Annotated in this window: 22 protein-coding genes; 14 read left to right on the forward strand and 8 right to left on the reverse strand. The window is 37.4% G+C overall.

The features are described 5' to 3' along the window. Positions 1-50: 50 nt before the first annotated feature. Positions 51-2,327 carry a formate C-acetyltransferase gene (gene pflB / locus GNP81_RS10115; protein WP_005419853.1) on the reverse strand — a complete coding sequence of 759 codons (2,277 nt, stop codon included), beginning with the start codon at positions 2,325-2,327 and terminating at the stop codon, positions 51-53. 286 nt (positions 2,328-2,613) lie between these two features. Beyond that, positions 2,614-4,122 carry a DUF3360 family protein gene (locus GNP81_RS10120; protein WP_012533819.1) on the reverse strand — a complete coding sequence of 503 codons (1,509 nt, stop codon included), beginning with the start codon at positions 4,120-4,122 and terminating at the stop codon, positions 2,614-2,616. Positions 4,123-4,736: 614 nt separating this feature from the next. Here GNP81_RS10120 and GNP81_RS10125 point away from each other — a divergent pair. The 4 genes from GNP81_RS10125 to GNP81_RS10140 all read left to right on the forward strand — a co-directional run bounded on the left by GNP81_RS10125 (position 4,737) and on the right by GNP81_RS10140 (position 7,904). Further along, positions 4,737-5,507 (forward strand): ABC transporter ATP-binding protein, encoded by a 771-nt coding sequence (locus tag GNP81_RS10125; protein WP_155651555.1) that lies wholly within the window; start codon positions 4,737-4,739, stop codon positions 5,505-5,507. A 73-nt stretch (positions 5,508-5,580) separates the two neighbouring features. Then, the gene (locus GNP81_RS10130) at positions 5,581-6,357 is read left to right on the forward strand and encodes an ABC transporter substrate-binding protein (RefSeq protein ID WP_017019762.1); all 777 of its coding nucleotides are present in this window, start codon (positions 5,581-5,583) and stop codon (positions 6,355-6,357) included. A 126-nt stretch (positions 6,358-6,483) separates the two neighbouring features. Then, entirely contained in the window at positions 6,484-7,224 is a 741-nt protein-coding gene (locus tag GNP81_RS10135; protein ID WP_012533343.1) for an ABC transporter permease, read from the forward strand. A gap of 2 nt (positions 7,225-7,226) precedes the next feature. Further along, positions 7,227-7,904 carry an ABC transporter permease gene (locus GNP81_RS10140; protein ID WP_155674605.1) on the forward strand — a complete coding sequence of 226 codons (678 nt, stop codon included), beginning with the start codon at positions 7,227-7,229 and terminating at the stop codon, positions 7,902-7,904. Between the two features lie 330 nt (positions 7,905-8,234). Here GNP81_RS10140 and grxB read toward each other — a convergent pair whose 3' ends face one another. The 4 genes from grxB to GNP81_RS10160 form a co-directional block, all read right to left on the reverse strand. Then, positions 8,235-8,885, reverse strand: a complete 651-nt coding sequence (gene grxB / locus GNP81_RS10145; RefSeq protein WP_155674604.1) for a glutaredoxin 2 — start codon at positions 8,883-8,885, stop codon at positions 8,235-8,237. An 80-nt stretch (positions 8,886-8,965) separates the two neighbouring features. Next, on the reverse strand, positions 8,966-9,772 hold the full coding sequence (gene xthA / locus GNP81_RS10150; protein WP_155674603.1) for an exodeoxyribonuclease III: 807 nt from the start codon (positions 9,770-9,772) through the stop codon (positions 8,966-8,968). A 110-nt stretch (positions 9,773-9,882) separates the two neighbouring features. Then, a complete protein-coding gene (locus GNP81_RS10155; RefSeq protein WP_155674602.1) occupies positions 9,883-10,923 on the reverse strand; it encodes a phage integrase in 1,041 nt (346 codons plus the stop codon). Between the two features lie 244 nt (positions 10,924-11,167). Beyond that, the gene (locus GNP81_RS10160; RefSeq protein WP_155674601.1) at positions 11,168-11,755 is read right to left on the reverse strand and encodes a hypothetical protein; all 588 of its coding nucleotides are present in this window, start codon (positions 11,753-11,755) and stop codon (positions 11,168-11,170) included. A gap of 184 nt (positions 11,756-11,939) precedes the next feature. Between GNP81_RS10160 and GNP81_RS10165 the strand changes: the two genes are divergently transcribed. Both GNP81_RS10165 and GNP81_RS10170 read left to right on the forward strand, forming a co-directional pair. Beyond that, positions 11,940-12,350, forward strand: coding sequence for a hypothetical protein (locus GNP81_RS10165; RefSeq protein ID WP_155674600.1), 411 nt, complete (start codon positions 11,940-11,942; stop codon positions 12,348-12,350). Continuing rightward, on the forward strand, positions 12,350-13,660 hold the full coding sequence (locus GNP81_RS10170) for a DUF6575 domain-containing protein (protein WP_155674599.1): 1,311 nt from the start codon (positions 12,350-12,352) through the stop codon (positions 13,658-13,660). The genes GNP81_RS10165 and GNP81_RS10170 overlap by 1 nt, the downstream gene beginning before the upstream one ends. A gap of 37 nt (positions 13,661-13,697) precedes the next feature. On the opposite strand, the gene GNP81_RS10175 is transcribed toward GNP81_RS10170, so the two are convergent. After that, a complete protein-coding gene (locus GNP81_RS10175; protein WP_155674598.1) occupies positions 13,698-15,563 on the reverse strand; it encodes an AAA family ATPase in 1,866 nt (621 codons plus the stop codon). 73 nt (positions 15,564-15,636) lie between these two features. Next, positions 15,637-16,242 carry a LexA family transcriptional regulator gene (locus tag GNP81_RS10180; RefSeq protein WP_146865649.1) on the reverse strand — a complete coding sequence of 202 codons (606 nt, stop codon included), beginning with the start codon at positions 16,240-16,242 and terminating at the stop codon, positions 15,637-15,639. Between the two features lie 298 nt (positions 16,243-16,540). Between GNP81_RS10180 and GNP81_RS19390 the strand changes: the two genes are divergently transcribed. The 8 genes from GNP81_RS19390 to GNP81_RS10220 are packed head-to-tail and all read left to right on the forward strand — an operon-like array spanning position 16,541 to position 20,731. Then, positions 16,541-16,942 (forward strand): hypothetical protein, encoded by a 402-nt coding sequence (locus GNP81_RS19390; RefSeq protein ID WP_235630593.1) that lies wholly within the window; start codon positions 16,541-16,543, stop codon positions 16,940-16,942. 35 nt (positions 16,943-16,977) lie between these two features. Beyond that, on the forward strand, positions 16,978-17,517 hold the full coding sequence (locus GNP81_RS10195) for a phage regulatory CII family protein (protein ID WP_155674597.1): 540 nt from the start codon (positions 16,978-16,980) through the stop codon (positions 17,515-17,517). 10 nt (positions 17,518-17,527) lie between these two features. Beyond that, positions 17,528-17,818, forward strand: coding sequence for a hypothetical protein (locus GNP81_RS10200; protein ID WP_155674596.1), 291 nt, complete (start codon positions 17,528-17,530; stop codon positions 17,816-17,818). Further along, the gene (locus tag GNP81_RS19325; RefSeq protein WP_196587425.1) at positions 17,815-17,985 is read left to right on the forward strand and encodes a hypothetical protein; all 171 of its coding nucleotides are present in this window, start codon (positions 17,815-17,817) and stop codon (positions 17,983-17,985) included. The genes GNP81_RS10200 and GNP81_RS19325 overlap by 4 nt, the downstream gene beginning before the upstream one ends. Further along, complete coding sequence (locus tag GNP81_RS10205; protein WP_155674595.1) at positions 17,954-18,184, forward strand: hypothetical protein; 231 nt, start codon at positions 17,954-17,956, stop codon at positions 18,182-18,184. Before GNP81_RS19325 ends, GNP81_RS10205 begins: the two co-directional genes overlap by 32 nt. Further along, positions 18,181-18,378 (forward strand): hypothetical protein, encoded by a 198-nt coding sequence (locus GNP81_RS10210; RefSeq protein WP_063648219.1) that lies wholly within the window; start codon positions 18,181-18,183, stop codon positions 18,376-18,378. The genes GNP81_RS10205 and GNP81_RS10210 overlap by 4 nt, the downstream gene beginning before the upstream one ends. Next, entirely contained in the window at positions 18,375-20,477 is a 2,103-nt protein-coding gene (locus GNP81_RS10215; RefSeq protein ID WP_155674594.1) for a rolling circle replication-associated protein, read from the forward strand. Before GNP81_RS10210 ends, GNP81_RS10215 begins: the two co-directional genes overlap by 4 nt. A 17-nt stretch (positions 20,478-20,494) precedes the next feature. Then, positions 20,495-20,731, forward strand: a complete 237-nt coding sequence (locus tag GNP81_RS10220) for an Ogr/Delta-like zinc finger protein (RefSeq protein ID WP_063648221.1) — start codon at positions 20,495-20,497, stop codon at positions 20,729-20,731. The last annotated feature ends 94 nt before the right edge of the window (positions 20,732-20,825 follow it).

Genomic DNA, 20,825 nt, shown 5'->3' on the forward strand with positions numbered 1-20,825 from the left:
AAAAGCCCCACCAAAATGGTAGGGCTTAATTCTACTTAATTAACGCTGAATTATAGTGATTCAGTGAAAGTACGTGCGATTACGTCTTTTTGTTGTTCAGTAGTTAGAGAGTTAAAACGCACAGCGTAACCCGATACACGGATAGTTAGTTGTGGGTAGTTCTCTGGGTGCTTAACTGCGTCTTCTAGAGTTTCACGGTTAAGAACGTTAACGTTCAAGTGTTGACCGCCTTCGATGTTTGCTTCGTGGTGGAAGTAACCATCCATTAGGCCAGCAAGGTTAGAACGACGGTTGTCATCGTCTTTACCTAGAGCGTTAGGTACGATAGAGAATGTGTAAGAGATACCATCTTGTGCATCAGCAAACGGTAGTTTACCTACTGAAGTTAGAGATGCTACAGCACCTTTCTCATCACGGCCGTGCATTGGGTTAGCACCAGGAGCAAAAGGAGCACCTGCTTGACGACCATCTGGAGTATTACCAGTTTTCTTACCGTATACAACGTTAGATGTAATAGTAAGGATAGATTGAGTTGGGATAGCGTTACGGTACATTTTCAGTTTACGGATTTTGCCCATAAACGTAGAAACTAGTTCACATGCGATATCATCAACGCGTGGGTCGTTGTTACCAAATTTAGGGTAATCACCTTCGATTTCGAAATCGATAGCGATGCCGTCTTCGTCACGTACAGGTTTAACTGTAGCGAACTTGATTGCAGATAGTGAGTCAGCTGCAACAGAAAGACCAGCGATACCACAAGCCATTGTACGACGCACGTCACGATCATGAAGAGCCATTAGAGACGCTTCGTAGCTGTATTTGTCGTGCATGTAGTGGATAGAGTTCAATGCTGTAACGTATTGAGTTGCTAACCAATCCATGAAGTGATCTAGACGATCCATTACTTTAGCGTAATCAAGAACTTCGTCTGTCATTGGCGCTTCTTTAGGACCAACTTGCATTTTCAGCTTCTCATCAACACCGCCGTTGATTGCGTAAAGCATAGTTTTAGCAAGGTTAGCACGAGCACCAAAGAATTGCATTTGCTTACCAACAACCATTGGAGATACACAACAAGCGATTGCGTAGTCATCAGATTGTAGGTCAGGACGCATTAGGTCATCATTTTCGTACTGGATAGAAGAAGTATCGATAGATACTTTCGCACAGAAACGTTTGAAGCCGTCAGGTAGTTGCTCAGACCAAAGAACAGTGATGTTTGGCTCTGGAGAAGGACCCATTGTGTATAGGCTGTTTAGGAAACGGAAGTTAGTACGTGTAACTAGTGTACGACCGTCAAGACCCATACCACCCATAGATTCTGTAGCCCAGATTGGGTCACCAGAGAATAGCTCATCGTATTCAGGAGTACGTAGGAAACGAACCATACGTAGCTTCATTACGAAGTGGTCGATCATTTCTTGAGCTTGTTCTTCAGTTAGAAGACCAGCATCGATATCACGTTGGATGTAGATGTCTAGGAAAGTCGAAGTACGACCTAGAGACATTGCAGCACCATTTTGTGATTTAACAGCAGCTAGGTAACCGAAGTAAGTCCATTGAACCGCTTCTTGAGCTGTAGTTGCAGGATTAGAAATATCGAAACCGTATTTCGCAGCCATTTCTTTGATTTGACCTAGAGCACGGTGTTGCTCAGCAATTTCTTCACGAAGTTGCATAGTTGCTGTTAGGTCTTCGCCTTTCTCAAAACGCTCTTGTAGAGACGTGAATTGAGCAAGCTTGTCTTTCATTAGGAAATCAATACCGTAAAGTGCTACGCGACGGTAATCACCAATGATACGGCCACGACCGTAAGCATCTGGAAGACCAGTTAGAACGCCTGATTTACGACATTTTAGGATGTCTGGAGTGTAGATATCGAAAACACCAGCATTGTGTGTTTTACGGTATTCAGAGTAGATTTTTGAAATCATAGGATCAAGTTGACGATCGTATGCTTTACAAGAACCTTCAACCATACGTACACCACCGTTAGGGATGATAGCACGTTTTAGAGGAGCATCAGTTTGTAGACCTACGATAGTTTCAAGGTCTTTTTCGATGTAACCAGCATCGTGAGCAGTGATGGTAGAGATAACGTCAGTATCAAAATCAACAGGTGCGTGAGTTGCGTTTTCCTGTTTGATGCCTTCCATTACTTTAGCCCAAAGCTTGTTAGTTGCTTCAGTACCTTCAGAAACTAGGAATGCTTCATCACCTTCATATGGTGCATAGTTCTTTTGGATGAAATCGCGAACGTTAACTTCGTTTTGCCACTCACCGTCTGCAAAACCTGTCCAAGCTTTAGCAAATTGCTCTGCCATGATATACCTACCTTTTTAGTAGAAAAAATACGTACTATTAAAATGGGTTTGAGTTACCCATAACCTTCGTTAGAAGGAAAAATAGTACACTCAATTTAATAACAATATAAATGATTACAAAATCTAGCTTATAAGCATATATATTGCGACTAACCACTCTATTTTTCAAGATTACCTTAAACTTTTTTTGCAAACCTTAAACTAAATCAATAAATTTTCAATTTTTTTAATAAAAAGGGGTAACATTTTTGGTTACCCCATAAGTATTATACGTTAGGTGAGGCGACTATAGTAGTGCCTTGATACCATATTGACCTTCAAGCATACCAACAGCAAGCATAGCAATTAAACAAATTACTAATACGCCACCAGGAATAACGATACGGTCAACAAAAGAAAGATTCTTAGGACGCTCTTTATCACCGATTAAACCATTGTTATCAAGAAGCATAGTCATTGCCCATGCTAAAACAGGGTTTGCAACAGCAGCAGCAAAGATACAAATACCTGCAGATTGTGCGTCTTTGTTCTCTTTAACCATTTGAACACCAGCTTCAAGCATTGGTAGGAATACACCCACTAAAAGAGCCATACACATAACTGGTGGCCATACTGCTACATCCATTGGGAAACCAAGGATAGCGATAACCATAACAATCGTACCTAGAAGGATAGCACCACCAGGGATAGGACGTTTAGCAATTGCAGCTGGGATCATGTATGTACCCCAAGAAGACGTGATGTTACCACCACCAACCGCTGTACCTACCATTTGACGGATTGAACACATAGTCATTGTGTCATCAACATCCATTAGTACTTTTTCAGTGCGACGAGGATAGTTAAGTTCTTGGAAGATACGGTGGCCAAGGAAATCAGGTGACCACATTGCAACCGCTAGGATAGCAAATGGTAAAGATGCTAAGAAATGTTGTAGGTTTGGTAAACCAAGCATCCAACCTTCTTCTGTTGAGCCCCACCAGTAAACTGGGTTTAGATTAGGAAGACCCATTTCAGTTTCAAACTTCAGGTCAAAACCAGCACCTAGAGCAAGCGCGACTGCTAGACCAGCAAATGCACAAGCAGGGATTGCTAACCAACGTTTGTTGATACGAGCAAGGTAAGCGTACAGAACAATGTTCACAGCTAATACAATCAAACCAACATAGCCAAAGTTGCCTTCTAAGCCTGTTGACCAAGATTGGATTTTGCTAATTTGGCCCATTGCACCGCTGAAACCTAAGAAAACAAGTAGACCACCGGCAACCCCTTCAGAAGTTAGGTTAACCAGTTTTGAACCACCTTTAAAGTAACTTAGTAGTAAGCCGAATACACCTAATAAAATGGCAAGAGCAAGAGGGTGTGCACCAGCTAACGCGATCGCACCGATAAGTGGGATCATAGGGCCATGGTTACCTGCAAGGTTAGCGCGAGGGTTAAAGAAACCAGAAGCTAAGATACAGAATAAGAAAGCAGGGATAAGCATTTCAACACGAGCAACTTCGATAGCAAAATCTTTGCCTAAAGTAATGTGAGGCCATGCTTGTGTTAGACCGTCAGCCCAAGACATCATTACAGCAGAGTACATTGCAATGATACCAATCGTACCCGCTAGAGCAGGAACAAGATCTTCTAGTTCAAAACGGAAATCACGGCCTGGTAGGTTTAAACCAAAACGGCGTGGTTTCATGATTTGAAGTTCATGATCTAAGTAATCTGAACGGCTATTGAACTCAGAAGCTGGGCGGTGTAACTCGCTATAGCTTTTTTCGTTCAGTTCTTTGTCTGTAGACATAGAATCCTCATATGGAATTTAAAGTAAATAATGAATCAATACAGTAGGTATTGAAGCTTGTTCTTTTTATTTTCGCCGAGTGTAGCACACGAAAATTAAGCCAATGATTGATCTCGATCACTATATAATTGTATATGAAAGAAAACTACAAAATGAGACCGTTAACACTTTGGTGTTATTATGTTAATGATAAAAATATCAGTCATAAATATCTTTAATATCAATCCACTACAGTGTTTTTGATGCATTTTTTCAATGGTATCAACAATATTGAATTTGTTAACAATTCTTAATAAAGCATAAATAATAGCAGTAATTCGTTTACATGTAGAACGTATTATTTGTGCTATAGGCTGTATTTTAAAACAATAATAAATTAAACTTACTTGTATATATAATGTTAATTTTAAGGTGAATATCAATACTTAAATAAAGAATAAGATATTGAATGATGCCATCTAATTTGAATAAGAATTCATTCGTCGTTTAATTTATGTTCCTACAATACGCTTTGGTTAATAAATTGTTGCTTGTGATAATTTTGAGTGTTAAATTCTAAGAATAAAGTGAAAAGCAAACGATTAATGTGTAGCTGAATTAGGAGTATATGGCGCATGAAGGATGCAGTCGCGCTAGAAATAAAAGATTTACACAAACATTTTGGCCAAAATGAAGTACTAAAAGGTATTTCACTAGAGGCAAATAAAGGTGATGTGATTTCTATTATTGGTTCATCTGGCTCAGGTAAGAGTACTTTTCTACGTTGTATTAATTTACTTGAAACGCCAAGTAAAGGTGAGATATGGGTAAATGGTGAACTGATAGAAATGAAAAATAATCGTTTAGGTGAATCCGTTCCTGTTGATGAAAAACAAGTTCAACGAATTCGCTCACGTTTGGCTATGGTTTTTCAAGGGTTTAATCTTTGGTCTCACATGACTGTATTGCAAAATGTAATTGAAGCTCCAGTACATGTATTAGGTATGCCAAAAACACAAGCAATTGAAAAAGCAGAACAACTATTGAAACAAGTTGGGTTATATGAGCGCAGAGATTATTACCCTGGACATTTATCAGGTGGTCAGCAACAGCGAGCTGCAATAGCACGAGCATTGGCGGTTGATCCTGAAGTGATGTTGTTTGATGAGCCTACCTCAGCTCTAGATCCCGAGTTAGTTGGCGAGGTTTTAGGAGTAATGCGAGATCTCGCTGAAGAAGGACGAACGATGTTGGTCGTTACTCACGAGATGGCCTTTGCTCGCGATGTTTCAAACCATGTAATGTTTCTACATCAAGGATTAGTTGAAGAGCAGGGAGATCCAGCGAAGCTGTTTACTAATCCAGAATCAGAACGTTTACAGCAATTTATTTCATCTATTTATTAAACATATTGTAAAGCAAACACTACCGATAAAAATTAAATTAATTAAACGGAATAAAAGTTACAGGAGTAAGGAAATGAAAAAGTGGTTATTAGCAGCAGTTGTTGCATCAACAGCACTAACAGGCGCAGCTCAAGCAAAGGAATGGAAACAAATCCGTTTTGGTATTGAAGGTGCTTATCCTCCATTTAGTTGGACAGAACCTTCAGGTGAACTTAAAGGTTTTGATGTTGATATCGCCAATGCTTTATGTAAAGAAATGGAGGCTCGTTGTAAAATTGTAGCACAAGATTGGGATGGTATTATTCCTTCACTGCTTGCTCGTAAATATGATGCAATTATTGCCGCAATGTCTATTACAGAAGAGCGTAAAAAGAAAATAGATTTCACAGAAAAATATGCGTTAATTCCAAATAAATTTGTCGCTAAAAAAGGCACTGATTTAGTCATGACTAAAGAAGGCTTAAAAGGAGTAACCGTAGGAGTTCAACGTGCAACAACGCATGATAAATACCTAACTGATAACTTTGGTAAAGGTGTTGATCTTAAGCGCTACGGTTCATTTGACGAAGCCTATTTAGATCTAAAAGCGGGTCGTATTGATACGGTTTTAGGCGATGCTTCAGCACTAGAAGAAGGTCTTCTTAATAAACCAGGCGGTAAAGAATATGAATTTGTTGGGCCATCACTAACTGATCCTAAATGGTTTGGTGAAGGTTTTGGTATCGCAACACGTAAACAAGATAAGGATTTAACTGAGCAATTAAATGCTGCAATTGATTCTTTACGTGAAAAAGGCATTTATCAAGAAATTGCTGCAAAATACTTTAACTATGATGTGTATGGCGAGTAATTGTTGAGTCAGCCTTAAGGAAAGAGGGTGAAATATACCTCTTTCATTCTAATAGTTATAGCAACGCCAATGAACCATTTTTGATATGTCTTGGCGTTGTTATTAAAGCGAAAGCTTGGAAGTAGTATGTTAGATTTACAAGGATATGAATCCTCCATTTTAGATGGAGCATTGGTTACGCTGCAGGTTGCGCTCCTATCTCTTCTTTTAGCCGTATTTCTTGGCTTACTTGGTGCTTTGGCGAAAATGGCTCCATATCGTTGGGCTCGATCCATTGCCACACTTTATACCACTATTGTTCGAGGGATCCCTGATTTAGTATTAATGATGCTACTGTTTTTTGGCGGACAAATGCTATTAAACAATGGGTTGTATGCGAGTAATGAATGGATAAATGAGTGGATGACAAACTCAAACCCAGATCATGAATGGGTTTCTTATCTTCCTGATTATATAGAAATTAGTCCTTTTATCGCAGGTGTCCTAACCATTGGTTTTATTTTTGGCGCGTATATGGCTGAGACTTTTCGTGGTGCAATCATGGCGGTAGACCGTGGTGAAATGGAAGCAGCAAAAGCCTATGGTATGAGTGGTATGATGGCATTTCGTCGTATTTTGTTTCCGCAAATGATCCGTCATGCGTTGCCTGGTTTTGGTAACAATTGGTTAGTGCTACTTAAAACCACCGCTTTAGTTTCGATTATCGGTTTAGAGGATATGGTTCGTGTTAGCTCAATGGCTGCAGGGACGACTAAGATGCCATTTACTTTTTATATGACTGTAGCTTGTATTTTCTTACTTTTCACAGCAGTTTCAACTGGTGCGTTAAAGCTTATTGAACGTAAATTTAGTATTCACATGAGGTAGATATGGATTTTTCAATTATCATTGAGAGCCTTCCTGTTTATCTTGAAGGTTTATGGACAACGGTGTGGTTAGTTTCAGTATCTTTGGTTATTGGTTTGTGCATTGCTGTACCAACAGCGATAGCAAGGAACAGTAATAATCCAGTTTTATGGCTACCAGCTTGGGCATACATTTACTTTTTTCGTGGCACTCCTTTATTGATTCAGCTATATCTTATTTATTATGGAATGGATCAATTTTTCCCTGTTAAAGATACATTATGGGAACATGCTTCATTTTGTGCTCTTGTTGCTTTTGCTTTAAATACAGGAGCTTATACTGCTGAAATTGTACGTGGTTCTATTAATGGTTTGCCACAAGGAGAAGTTGAAGCAGCCAAAGCGTATGGTATGAATCAATTCCAAACGTATAAACGAATTATTTTACCTAGTGCATTACGTAGAGCACTACCAGCTTATAGTAATGAAGTGATTTTCATGCTTCATGGTTCAGCTATTGCAGGGATTGTTACTTTACTGGATTTAACTGGTGCTGCACGCTTAGTCAATTCAAGATATTACGCTCCATTTGAATCCTATATTGCAGCCGGCATGTTTTATATGTGCTTAACGTTTATTATTATTTTTATATTTAAGCAATTGGAAACTCGAATGCTCAGGTTTATGAGGCCATTAAGCTAATTAGATTATTCATAATCAAAAATCCAACGCAGTTTCGAGTACTTAAATAAACTAGGATGACCAGTTATTTACGACGATTGGTATTAATATTCATTTAAGTAGATATCGTGTATATATGAATGGAATATTTGTTAGAGGAAGTAGTAATGGGATTATCGTTGATATTGATAAGAGTCGTAAAGTTAGTCTTTATTTGTGCATTGTTTTTGAGTGTGTTTGATTTTATTGAACATGGTGAAATACTTTGGTATCAACGTTGGTTTTCATGATTTTGATAAGAAAAAGAGCACATTAATGTGCTCTTTTTTTATTGTTATAAATAGATTGTTATTACACTGCGACATCAAAGAACAGGTGAACACCCGTTAATTCACTGATCTCTTCTAGATAGTTTTTTAAGTGTGGTGGAAAATCTAATCCTTTAACAACCGTTAAATTACGGATAAATGGGAAAAAGTTAATATCATCCCATGTGATTTGATTTCCTTTCTCAGAAGGAAGAGTAATGAAGCTCGCATTAACTAATAGTGGATTTAATGCATTGATATATTCATTACTGTTTGCTAATGCTTGTTCAAAGCTCATCTCAATGAATTCTTCTTTTTTCTCTGTAAACCAAGTAATAGCTTCAGGTCGAGCGAATTCAGGTAAATCAAGTTGAGTCCAACGAGAGAAAGTAAGTTTAGCAAACAGTGGCCTTGCTGCGTTTAGCCACTCAGAGATCTCTTCTTCGTGTGTTGATTTTTCTATGATTGGATGGTGATCATGCTCATCCAGATATTTTGCAATATCAAGACTTTCTGCCATATAGCTACCATCATTTTTCTCTAAAATAGGCACCATATTAGCACCCACTTTTTCAATACGAGCATTCACATCATCATTTTGAAGATAAACAAATTCAACGGGTAGCTTTTTTATACCTGCAACCATTTTTGCTTTCATACAAAATGGGCAGTGATCAAAGATGAATAATTTCATTGTATTTCCTTAAATACCAATCGCAGTAAGTAATTGATTGGGATAAAAAAGCCCTCACAAATGGGTGAGGGCTAAACATATTATTTGAATGTTGACCAAATTGGTGCGTGATCAGATGGCTTTTCAATACCACGTAATTCGTAATCAATGCCAGATTCTGTACATTTTGCTGCTAATGTTGGTGACGCCATAATTACGTCGATACGTAAACCACGGTTATCTACAAACCCTTTTGAACGATAATCAAACCACGAGAATTGATCGGTTACTTCAGGGTGAAGATTACGGAACGTGTCTTCAAACCCCCAATCTTTTAACGTTTGTAACCATTCACGCTCTTCTGGTTGGAATGAGCATTTGCCTGTTTTTAACCAACGTTTTGCGTTTGGTTCACCGATACCGATATCTGCATCGATAGGGCTGATATTAATATCGCCCATGACGATGATCTCTTCATCATTAGTATGGTGTGTATGCAAGTGAGTCATCAAATCTTTGTAGAATTGACGTTTATAAGGGAATTTAGTTTCGTGCTTAACATTGTCACCTTGTGGAAAGTAACCATTCATTATCGTTACTTTTGAGCCGTCTTCACGCTGATGAGTAGTCATGATCATGCGCTTTTGATGTTCTTCTGTATCCGTATCAAAACCATATTGCACAGAAATTGGTTCTTGTTTACATAGCATAGCCACACCGTAATGTGCTTTTTGGCCATGGAAGTACACTTTATAGCCCATCGCTTCTACTGCTTCGACTGGGAACATTTCATTATGAACTTTGATCTCTTGAAGACCAATAACATCAGGGTTGTGCTTATCAATGATAGCTTGTAATTGGTGAAGGCGAGCACGAAGGCCATTTATATTAAATGAGATTACTTTCATTAGAATTTTAACCTTTTGATTTTGAATTGATTTCTTATTTTACAATGACTTATATTTTCTTGTTACTGTATATATAAACATATAATTCAATATAAAGGTATTTTTTTGAGTCATTTTGTAGTCATTTTTTGACTGTGATACAAAGGGTTGAGCTCAATGGCATCATTTAGATGATCTGGTGAAAAGTGAGCGTAAACCATTGTTTGCTTAATATCCACATGCCCAAGGATTTTCTGTAATACAATGATATTGCCACCATTCATCATAAAATGAGAAGCAAAAGTGTGTCTTAGTACATGTGTTGCTTGTCCTTTGGGTAAATCAGGAAGAGCTGTGGTAAGCCATTTGTGGGTTACGCCATAGCAGCATGTAAATATTCGGCCAGATGTTGGTTTATAAATTTCACTATATAGTTCTTCTGAAATAGGAACTGTTCGATTTTTTTTACCTTTCGTTTGAGTAAAAGTTATTTTGTATGGTGAGATTTGAGAACCTTGCAAATTAACAGCTTCCATTATGCGAGCACCTGTAGATAAACAAATTTTGAAAATGGCAGCCAACTGATCTGCAATAGGGCTTTTATTTATAATTTTAAATAACTCATCAATTTGCTCGTGAGTTAAGAACGCTAATTCATGCTCATTTTTTTTAATTTTCTTAATGCCATGAATAGGGTTAGGTTGCAGCCATTCTTTAATCTCGATTAAAAAATTAAACATGCTTTGTAGTATTAGTAGATCGAAATTATGAGAGCTAGAAGAAAGTTCTTCACCATGACGGCCATTATGCTTTGATATTGTTTTTCGAGCTGCGCGATATTGAACAAAATCAGCAGGGGTTAATGTTCTTGCTAGGGGGTTTAGCATTTGTTCACTAATTATTTCCAACCGACGTTTAACATGAGCACCAGATTTAAGTTGCTTACCATGTAATTGAAACCATATATCAATAAGAGCAGATAGACGTCGATTATCTGACTTTTCTGCAAGCCAAGGTTTATCGTTTGATTCAATTAAAATAAATTTTTCATAAGCAAGCGCTTCGCCCTTAGTAGCGAAGCGTTTTCGAATTCGTTTACCTTTACGTCCTTGAGGGTAAACATCACAAAGCCAAGGGTTCTTTTTTCCGTCATCTAATTTACGAACTGTCATATATAGCACCAAATAACTGTATATATAAACAGTACAAAATTGTGAGTAAAGGTTCAATGTTTTAAGTTGCGATTATCGAACAGGTCAATATATCTTCTTTTCACTATAATTGGTTGAGCTTAATATTTTAGTGCTGCGGTAATGAGCGAAGTTTTGTGAGTTCTGGTATTTAATAAAAAAGGAGCTTATTAGCTCCTTTTTTTATTCAAAACGAAATAGAAAAGATGTGATTCTTGCGAGGGGATTATTTTTCATCTTCTTTAGTATTGATACTTTCTACGTTAGCGTTTTTTTCTTGAGGTGTAGTATTCATTACATTTGCAGAAAGTTCTTGTAGTTTTTTAACAAATACATCCCAATTGTACCCGCTTATACCCCCGATAGCTAAGTAACCTAGAGTGGCGGTTGTTTCTGGATTAGTATTTCCTGTTGAAACTGATTGGTTAGTTAAAACAACCAAACCACTTTGCAACATTGCAAATATAAGTAAACCAATTATAAGAGCAAGTATTGGTGCTAAAATGAAGCCCGAAAGATGGTCAATATCGAAAGCCTTATCAATAGCTTTGTAGCGGTGAAAAGATGTAATACCTAGAACGGCACAGCCGAGTAAAGCTCCAAGCATTGTAAATAATAGGTTGTAGACTGGCGGTGGTAACGTGGATGTTTCTGGAGTAATAGACCAAAGCCAAAATATAGATGAAAATCCGTTAATCCACCCATCGATAAGTAACCAAATTGAAAATAATGTGTAAATAACAATGTAAGTCGGTACTAAGAAGGTTACGAAACAGCATTTACTTTTTTTAATTGTCTCGATGTTATTATCCAAGTGAGTCTCCAATTTTTGATAAAATAGCTCTAAAGTGTGATATATCTTGTTATAACTAACTATTGGTTATTATAACTCTTTATATGACATGGTATAGTGTGAAAAAATAAATAATCACAATTAATACTTTGATTTATTTTTAATGAAATCAAGTATATAAAATATAAGAAATGTCTATATTATTATGACTATTAACATCGAATATTGTTGGCCAATAGATTTCCCTGAAGATGTCCCATGTAAGGATAAAGTAGTTCCTGCACAAGGTGTGGTCTACCGATTAGTACGAACTATTCCACCTAAAGAGATTGACTTTCAAAGACATAGAGATGAAAAACCTAATTATCCTTATACAAGAGAACAGATCCCTCTTTCATATGGGGTTTCATTTTGGTCAAAATTAGATAAGATTAAGAGAGTTAAAGTTAATTATCCTTGTCCAGAACAGTATGATACTTGGAAAGTTGCAACTGGTAATTTAACGCCTGATTTAGGTGTAGTACCAGAAGAATTATCGATTAATGGACATATAACTCTTTGGGTTCAAGATGGTGCAGAACCCCATAATTACATTAAAAATGGGGTCACATTATAATGGACGTATTACCGAACAATACGGTTTTAGGTAAGTTAAGGTTTTTTGAAATTTATGATGATTTTTTAGGACCAAAATGTTTTTCTGTGAAGGATGAGCTAGATTCGCTTTATTTAGTATATTGGAGCGGTGATTATGACGGTGGTGAATGCACAAAGTGGATTTACATGCCAATATCGCAAAAAAAATTGGATGAATTACTTCGTGAAGAATCCACTTTTCATCAAGCTTTTGCAGAATCGAAAAGATTGATGGTTATGTCTGTATATTCAGAGGCAAACTCTAAAGCTAATGTTATCGAACCTTTTAATATTCATGCTGAAGTAAATTTGCCACCAGAAAAATTCTCTATTGATATTGGTGAATTACAGTCAATTGCACCTGAATCAAAATGGGATTTTAATCTTCGTATAGCAAAGAAAAGTAAAGGCGAAACCCCTAATAGTAATGTAGTAACTAAAGTAATTGATGCGTTTAATGAGATAATAGAGTTATTAATGAAAGATAATAATTCTAAAAAACGACCAAGTGTTCATCCCTTAAGTGCTGTTTATGGTTCTTTTGATATGAAATTAGGCACTAGTGATCATGCAAGAGCTACTATTGCAATTGAACAACTGGGAGCTTTATTAAGTGCCCCAAACTTACTTGAAGAAAATTTAAAGAATTTAGAGTTAGACCCATATAGGTTAAAAGACCTGCTTGATATAGTAAATTTGCATAAATTGGAACTAACGTTGAAGCCTAAAACTTCAGAGCTATTAAAAGAGCCTGTGGTAATAACTTCAAGCGCATTATTACCAATAATTAAGAAGCTTGAAAGTAGCACGGTCACTTTTATTGATTCAAATAAAGTTCCACAAGCAAATGATTTAGATAGAGTTATTGATATTGTAAAAATTAGATGTGAAGGTGATGAATTACACCATGAAATTATTGATGGGGTTAATTCTGAACGTCAAGTCGAATATTATACTCATGCAGCACGTTGCTTAGGATTATTAAATAATAATTTAACAATAGCATCAGCGGGTAGAGCTCTTTGTCATAAGAGTAGTCGTATTGCACAATACCAATTTTTAGCTGATAGAGTTGAATCTAGTGATTTTGGTTGTGCTTGGATGAAATGGAGTGGAGTTACTGATATCGGCGGTTTAGACCCTTCCACTTCAGAACAGTTTATTGCTGAATGTGTTAAAGGGTTACAAGGACAAACAGTTAAAAGACGAGCGAATTCTTTACGAACTTGGTTAACTCTTTTAAAACAATATCGAAGAGCTTACGATGATGTAGTAGAAATCGACAATTAATATAAAAAAGCCTCCATTTTGGAGGCTTTTTTATTGGTTATTTAAATTCTAAATATGTATCTAAAATATCTTTTGATAAAAGTCCCGGTAACTCATTAATTACTGTGTTTATTAAACAACGCTTTAATCTTTCTTTTTTATCGCGATGGTTGCCTATTTTCATTAATTTATCCCCCCAAACTGATTTATATTTCTCTTCTAAGGGATGGCCTTGCATTTCCAGTTGTTGTCTGTGAATTTTTACAACTTTTCCATTAACTAATTCACACTCTACTTGGTCAAGAGTTTCGCCCCATAATTGTTTTTCAACATGGTCAATAAGAGTTTGTAAGTTTACAGTGCTATGCATAGCATTTTTGATATCTAAAGCATTGTGATATTGAGGAAACCCTAGTTCGGCAGGAGTAATGAGCCTGTTATCTAATAAGGCTAAGCCAATAAAGTGAGGTTCTAAAATATAATTCTCTATTGTGTAACGATTACCTAACCCTAGAATCACAATACCATTTTTTGCTTGGTTATCTGTATCTCTATCTATTAGGCCATATGTGCTACCGCCTCTAGCTCTTAGTGTTTCGACTAAATATTTAACATCATCACAGTTTGTATGGTGCTTATTAGGGGTATCATTATTTTTGTGATTGTTTGGAGCAATAAACTGCAATTGAATTGGATGTGAACGATCTCTAAATAAAATAGAGAACAGTAATTCATGATTAGTAACATCATTAAAACTTTCAACAAAAACCTGTCTGCGATTGTCTACTGAGATTGAAAAACTAGGAAATCCTTCAGTCAGTAAGGCTGTCGCATCCTCTAGTGTACATTTTTCCGTCACTCGATTTGTAGCGTTCATTTTGAACAGATATCTAGCAGGAGTACATGCAATACTTGCTGGGCTATGCGTAGACATAATTACACTAATGCCACGCTTTTGGACAATTTCTTCTTCAATTAACTCAAGCATGATTTTAGACATTGAAGGGTGAAGTGGTGCATCTGGTTCATCAAGAATCAATAGTTTAAATGTATCAATACTATCGTTTACATAAATTGCCAGTATAAGCGAAAGAAGTACTTTTTCACCAGTAGATAGATGAGAGCTATCTACTTTTACCCCGTTTTGAGTGCGATGAATAAATTCACAATTGAATATAGCATGTGCTTGTAAGTCTTTAGGTGTAGTAACTGTGTATGGTAGCTCTAGTTTATTAAGAGCATTATCTAAAGAAACCCAAGGTGGCTCAGAGTATTTGTCTATAAATTCTTGTTCAGTTAATGGTGTAGATGTCACTAAATTGTGTTGTCCTGCATCGCGGTATAATCTGTTATTCAGATTTTCGATCCACAACATTTGATATCGCATAAATATTTCTGAAAGTGCCGCTGTAAACAGATCCTCATTTTCTGTATTTAAAGGAAGGTTACTCTTTTTTACAATACTTAAAAATTCACTTTGTGAAAGCTTACTAAGCTCTAAGTTTTCAATTTTAAAGAAAGCTTCAAGTAACTCAACTTTGTGCAGAGGCCTTTTAGAACGACCCACTCGTCGAGCGTTTTGTTGATATTGTTGTATAATTTTGGTTATTTTTGGATTTTGTTTTATAGCGTTAAATAATTGGTTTGATCGTTGGCTATGAGATGAATTATTAAATGCTATACTCTTCGTTAATGTTTGATTAGCTTGAACAACGTATCCCCAGAGTTCATTAGCGACTTGATTTAAGGTTTGAGGATCAAAGGCCGCACTGAGTTTTGGTATTAATTGACCAAAGCCGATATATTTTATCTGCTCTTTTGTGATCGGTCGGTCATGTATGGTAATACTTGTTGAGCCATTGGCTATAGATTGGAATAGGTGAGATTTACCACTTCCGTTTTTGCCAGTGATTACGGCTAACATTGGTAATTCCCCAGTAACATCCGCCGGAATGCACCCAGAAGTAGTATTTACAGTATATTTAATTATCACTTTCTTATACCTTCTGCCCAGCCCACACAACTTCACCGATGATTTCAAAATCAAAGGTAGTCATTTCTTTTCTTGTTAATTCCCATTTCTCGTAAGTTTCATTGTCACTCACAATACTTAAACCTGCTTTGGTGAATTGAAGGCGTTTGACCATCAATTGACCATCGAAACGGAAAACATAAATTCCATCACCTGTGAATTCTTCAATGCGGTTTACCATTATTACAGCTTGATTCTGTAGTGTTGGAGTCATGCTATCGCCACGAACGGGCATCAAGAATATATTGTTTGGTCGCACACCAATTTCATTAGTGATGAAATTACGACTAAAAGCGATGCCTTCAGGTTGATTTTCTTGAACAACTAATGCGCCAGATCCTGCACTCACTTCTACATCATAAAAATCTAATTCAATATATTTTGATGTTGAGTTTATTGAACCATCGGCAATTTGTTTGGCTTTGATAAAAATTCTTTCAGGAATTTTTCCACGTATACGCCATGTTTGAACAGTATTTCTTGCCACACCTAAACAAGTTGCTAATTCCGTATTCGTCGATGTATTTGTGAGCATTTTAAGCTCTTCCAATTGTTGATCGATCTCTGACATTTAGACTAATCCTGTTGAATTATTAACAATAGGAGTAAATAACTGTTGACTGAAAATCAAAAGCGATCAAAGATTAGCTCGAAAGGATGATTTTGAAGTCAAATGTAAACTCTATTCGTTGTTATATGCGTTTATTTGGTTATATACGTAAGAATCGCACACGTTTAACTTCAAAACAAACATATAGATAACTTTTGAATGCATTTGTGAGCAAGTGCGGGAGAAAGGAGTGGGCAATCAACTAAGGTTCCAGCCAGTTGTGATTGCCCGTGAACAAAATGAAGCTAAGAGGTGATAGATGAAAGAACCTTATGTTCTTGAAATTTCAGCGCCTTACGTCACTGTTGAACGTTACGTTGAAATAACAAAAAAGAACAAAAACACGGTCTTAAAGCATATCCGTGAAGGCAAAATTCCGGTGATGCCTAAAAGTGGCAATAAGGAAATGACCCTTATTAACTTAGCTCTATTAACTAAAAATGAGGCAATAAACATGGATCAGTCAACAATCATTATCGCTATTGCTGCACCGTACGTTACGACAGAGCGATATGCAGAAATATCAGGTATTAAGCCCGGTACTATTGAAAGAAAGATTAGTGCGAAAAAGTTTCCAGTATTGCCTAAAGAGGGCTCACGTGAACTTAATCTTATTAACCTTGCTTTGTTAACTAAACATGCTTTAGAAGCCAAGTTTTAGTTTACGTTTCATTTGCTACCTGTTGAGTATCTGATATGTCCGATAAAACAACAATGTGCGATTTTCGCGAATCCAAACAAAAGGCATTTGAAGAAGCATGTTATGCCTTCCGTGGTAACGAAAACATGACGGCAATTGCTGAGTCATTAAAAATGTCACCAACAATGCTTCGAAATAAACTTAATCCTGAACAACCGCACGTTCTTACTTGTGTAGAAATGGTCATGGTTGCCAAAGTTTCAGGTGATTACACTATCGTAAATTGTTTATTACGTGGACTTGGTGTTGTTACTGCGAATGTTCCTATTGATGCAAGTGAAGAGACTTTTGCTAAACGAGCATTAGAGAACTCTATGTATGCAGGGGACTTGGCAAAAGAAGCGCTAGATCATGCAGGTCAAACTCGAATTACTCACCAAAGCAAACAAACCATTATCAAAAAAGCCCAAGCCTCAATAGGAAACTTAGTCTTACTAATTAACGATATTGAAGGACGCACACCCAATGCGGTTTCTTATCTTTCTATGGGCGTGGATTTTATTACTTCTGGTGCACCATTGCCGGGATTTGCATAAGGATTTAATTATGAGTCAAACAAACTTAAATGAATCGACACGTGATATTCAATTGATTATCAGTTCTATAGCTGGGATGACGTTGGACGCACCACCATCATTAATAATTACGTTTAATATTTATTCTAACACTTCAGGAATTAGTGTGGTTGTTTGGGAAGATACGGTAGGGGGAAAAACATTACTTCATAAAACGGTTTATCTCAATTGGAAAAATTCGCTTGAAGATGCTGTTGAGTTAGAAAGTAAATTAGCTGAATTAATCATTGAAGCAAGAGATAACGCAGAGGTGGCAGCATGACCAAGGATAAGTTTTTAGCAAAAATGGTCATTGCTTACATGCAAAGTCATGGGCAAGCCCCAACAGAGCAGCACCTTGAAGGATGGGCTGATTTGTATGTTGAACTCAGTGCTATGGTGATCTGGAGGGGTGATTATGTTGCATTTTCTTGCTGTGGTTTTAAATAGTGGCGGTGGGGTTGTTCGTGATGCAAAGACGGATGAAATACGAATAGAAGAGCTCGGTGAATTTGAATCAAAAGAGCTCGCTATTGATAACGCATGTGGCCAGTTGAATTGTGAACATATTACTAAAGGTGTGATTGTTCGTGGTGATCATACTGGTGGTTTTATGGTTTGTGATACGCAGGAGTTTGCTGAGTTATGAATGATGAACGAGTGTACTTATCTGAAGAAACAAAAAGTTTAGGTCTTCACTGGATCCAACGCTTAAAGAAAGAAATCAATAAAAACAAATCCATCGTAAAACCAAAAGTGGATGGATTGAAAACTTATTGTTCAGACTTTCGTTATTCCAGAACCTTTCAAATTCAATCAAAAAGAGCATTGATGCACCGATGAAAGAGAAAGATTTACTCTATGTCGTGGGGTCAATACGACCCCAAGATGAAATTAAGAAAAATGATGCCTGCTTTCGAGCGGGTTTTTTAGGTTCAAAAATTCAGGTTCAGCCTTATTCTCAGCAAGAAATGCAGCTTTTAGAAGCAGGATTGTTCAAAAAACTGCCTGTTTATGATCGAGTCTTAAATCGAAAATCTAAACATGTCACTGAAGTTGAAATTGCCACAGAGCATTTTGAAAAGTTAAATCGACCACCTAAACACGTCCGCGAAGCGGCGGCGAGAATCGCCGAAGACTATAGGCTTGTCAATGGGCGCAAAAGTCCGACACAAAAAATGGACTCAAGAAAGTGGGATATTCGCAACACTCTGCGAGTTCTAGGGCGTGGTACTCCGTACCCAATTGAGTTGGCATCCACTGAGTCGCATTTCAGCCAAGACGTGTTATATGGCTCTACAAGCCAAAGTACTGCTGCCATTTTGCATGAAAAGGGGAAACGAAATAATGATGAGTCAAAATTAGCGCCTGTTTCTTTTCAAGTTCAGCATCGAGAGTGGAGTGGTCAATATCGTGGCCAAGTGGTAACGCAAACACCAGTAAGTAATGCACCAGATGCAAATACTGGAGAGCGTTTTTCTGAAAAACTCACCTCCAGGTCGGTATCTAAAATATTTGAAAGTGCGGCTTATATTTCAACTTGCCATGGTGGTTTTACTACGTTCTTAACGTTGACGTTTAACAAAGAGCAGCGTTTACGGATTTTTGGTGGTTTAGCTGACCCAAGTGATGTGAACTCAATTGGTGCTCATCACCCCGTTCGTTTTCGCCGCAATATGGTGACGTATAAATCATCGGAGTTTGTAAAGCGAGCCGAGTCACCCGTTTGTAATATCGGAGGTGCTTATACTTCGATTGCCATTGATGGCCAGATGCCAAAATTAATGAATGCGAGTGGTGAGATTGCAGGGGATTACTGCTTGTTATCTCAAAAGCCTAAAGCTGAATTTACCATTGATAAAACAATTGAAACGACGATTGGCAAAGAAGTGTCACGCTTGCTTGATGGTTTAAAGAAAATGTATCAACGCGGTTGGCTTGCAGATCATACCGTGCAAACGGATAAACACTCGCATGCTAAATACAGCGATTTGACTCACGAACAAGTACCACCTCATTTCAAATCAATACCTACAGACTTTGGACCATCGTTCATGAAAGACGATTTTCATTATATTTGGGTAGCCGAGTGCCCAGCCAATGAAGATGGGGAACCAAATCCACACGTTCACGTTTTATTGAAATGGACTGTGGAACCGCATTTGTTCAGTGCGTGGGCAAAACGATTTGAAAAAATTTGGGGGCATGGCTTTGCGAAATTAGAGCGGATTCGAGAGCCAAAAGCCGCAGGCAGTTACATCATTAAAGCAGTGGGTTATGCGGCCAAAGGTGACAATGCCGAACAAGGATTAATTCGAGGTAATCGCTATAACATTGCGAAGTGCTCGCGCGCACCGGCTTGGGAATGCATCGCCTCTTTTGAAGCCGATAACATTACCGCAATTATTAAAGAATTGGGTTACCGATTAGAACGATGGAAAAAACCATTGGAGCGCACATTAAATCGATTGTCCTATCAGAAAAGCCAAACCATTAAAGCCAAAGCGGTGGCAATCAAAAAGGGAGAGCCTGAAGACAAATTGAAGAAAATGCAAAGTCGCATTATTCGATTGGAGAAACAGGCACTCAATGTGAAAAAAGAAATGAAGTCACGACAAGTGCATGTCTCCACGGCTAATAATTTTTCAATCTCGTTTGATGGCAAAGAAGCCAAAGATAAATTGGATGATTTTTTGATGTGGGCAGCTGGTGCGCGCGGTTGGGGAATGGATTGTCGTGATATGGACTTATCTGAGTTAAAAAACGAAGCCGATGGTTTTTATCATGATCGCTTTATTCAATTCAAAGATAAACAAGCGTATTGGCAAGCGGTACTGAATGATCCCATCCCCATTGAAACGCATGACGAAAATGAATTGAGTTATTGGAAGAGTTTTACTGCAGATTATTTAGAGGGGCGATTAACCCCAATGTTGCGTTAGAAAATGGAGAGCTGAGAATGTTAATTACATGCCCAAAATGCTTAACCAAAACACGTATTGCTACATCACGTGCTATTTCACCAGAAACACGTGAATTGTACTGCCAATGCTTGAACTTAAATTGCGGAAAAGTGTTCGTTGCACACACATTATTTTCGCATTTTATTGAGTCAACAGGCCAAAAACCGGATGCCGAGTTGCAACCTGAATTGTGTAAAGATGCAAGCCAGATGGATATATTCGACGAATTATAAAAAACGCAAGAAAACGATCTGAAAGGATCTCTAAAACGATCAGCTAGAAATGCAATTAGTTTAAATCAAACAAAGAGTTGGGTTTAATAGAGTT

Source organism: Aliivibrio fischeri (assembly GCF_009727955.1).
In the GTDB taxonomy this organism is placed as follows: domain Bacteria; phylum Pseudomonadota; class Gammaproteobacteria; order Enterobacterales; family Vibrionaceae; genus Aliivibrio; species Aliivibrio fischeri_A.

Bases quoted from the DNA above. Each gene is read 5' to 3' on its own strand.
- GNP81_RS10220 (WP_063648221.1), top strand. From the start codon at position 20,495: ATGTTAATTACATGCCCAAAATGCTTAACCAAAACACGTATTGCTACA.
- GNP81_RS19325 (WP_196587425.1), top strand. From the start codon at position 17,815: ATGACCAAGGATAAGTTTTTAGCAAAAATGGTCATTGCTTACATGCAA.
- GNP81_RS10140 (WP_155674605.1), top strand. From the start codon at position 7,227: ATGGATTTTTCAATTATCATTGAGAGCCTTCCTGTTTATCTTGAAGGT.
- GNP81_RS10180 (WP_146865649.1), bottom strand. From the start codon at position 16,242: ATGTCAGAGATCGATCAACAATTGGAAGAGCTTAAAATGCTCACAAAT.
- GNP81_RS10200 (WP_155674596.1), top strand. From the start codon at position 17,528: ATGAGTCAAACAAACTTAAATGAATCGACACGTGATATTCAATTGATT.
- GNP81_RS10195 (WP_155674597.1), top strand. From the start codon at position 16,978: ATGTCCGATAAAACAACAATGTGCGATTTTCGCGAATCCAAACAAAAG.
- xthA (WP_155674603.1), bottom strand. From the start codon at position 9,772: ATGAAAGTAATCTCATTTAATATAAATGGCCTTCGTGCTCGCCTTCAC.
- GNP81_RS10170 (WP_155674599.1), top strand. From the start codon at position 12,350: ATGGACGTATTACCGAACAATACGGTTTTAGGTAAGTTAAGGTTTTTT.
- GNP81_RS10130 (WP_017019762.1), top strand. From the start codon at position 5,581: ATGAAAAAGTGGTTATTAGCAGCAGTTGTTGCATCAACAGCACTAACA.
- GNP81_RS10210 (WP_063648219.1), top strand. From the start codon at position 18,181: ATGAATGATGAACGAGTGTACTTATCTGAAGAAACAAAAAGTTTAGGT.
- GNP81_RS10125 (WP_155651555.1), top strand. From the start codon at position 4,737: ATGAAGGATGCAGTCGCGCTAGAAATAAAAGATTTACACAAACATTTT.
- GNP81_RS10135 (WP_012533343.1), top strand. From the start codon at position 6,484: ATGTTAGATTTACAAGGATATGAATCCTCCATTTTAGATGGAGCATTG.
- GNP81_RS19390 (WP_235630593.1), top strand. From the start codon at position 16,541: ATGAAAGAACCTTATGTTCTTGAAATTTCAGCGCCTTACGTCACTGTT.
- GNP81_RS10165 (WP_155674600.1), top strand. From the start codon at position 11,940: ATGACTATTAACATCGAATATTGTTGGCCAATAGATTTCCCTGAAGAT.
- GNP81_RS10175 (WP_155674598.1), bottom strand. From the start codon at position 15,563: ATGTTAGCCGTAATCACTGGCAAAAACGGAAGTGGTAAATCTCACCTA.
- grxB (WP_155674604.1), bottom strand. From the start codon at position 8,885: ATGAAATTATTCATCTTTGATCACTGCCCATTTTGTATGAAAGCAAAA.
- GNP81_RS10205 (WP_155674595.1), top strand. From the start codon at position 17,954: ATGTTGCATTTTCTTGCTGTGGTTTTAAATAGTGGCGGTGGGGTTGTT.
- GNP81_RS10215 (WP_155674594.1), top strand. From the start codon at position 18,375: ATGAAAGAGAAAGATTTACTCTATGTCGTGGGGTCAATACGACCCCAA.
- pflB (WP_005419853.1), bottom strand. From the start codon at position 2,327: ATGGCAGAGCAATTTGCTAAAGCTTGGACAGGTTTTGCAGACGGTGAG.
- GNP81_RS10155 (WP_155674602.1), bottom strand. From the start codon at position 10,923: ATGACAGTTCGTAAATTAGATGACGGAAAAAAGAACCCTTGGCTTTGT.
- GNP81_RS10120 (WP_012533819.1), bottom strand. From the start codon at position 4,122: ATGTCTACAGACAAAGAACTGAACGAAAAAAGCTATAGCGAGTTACAC.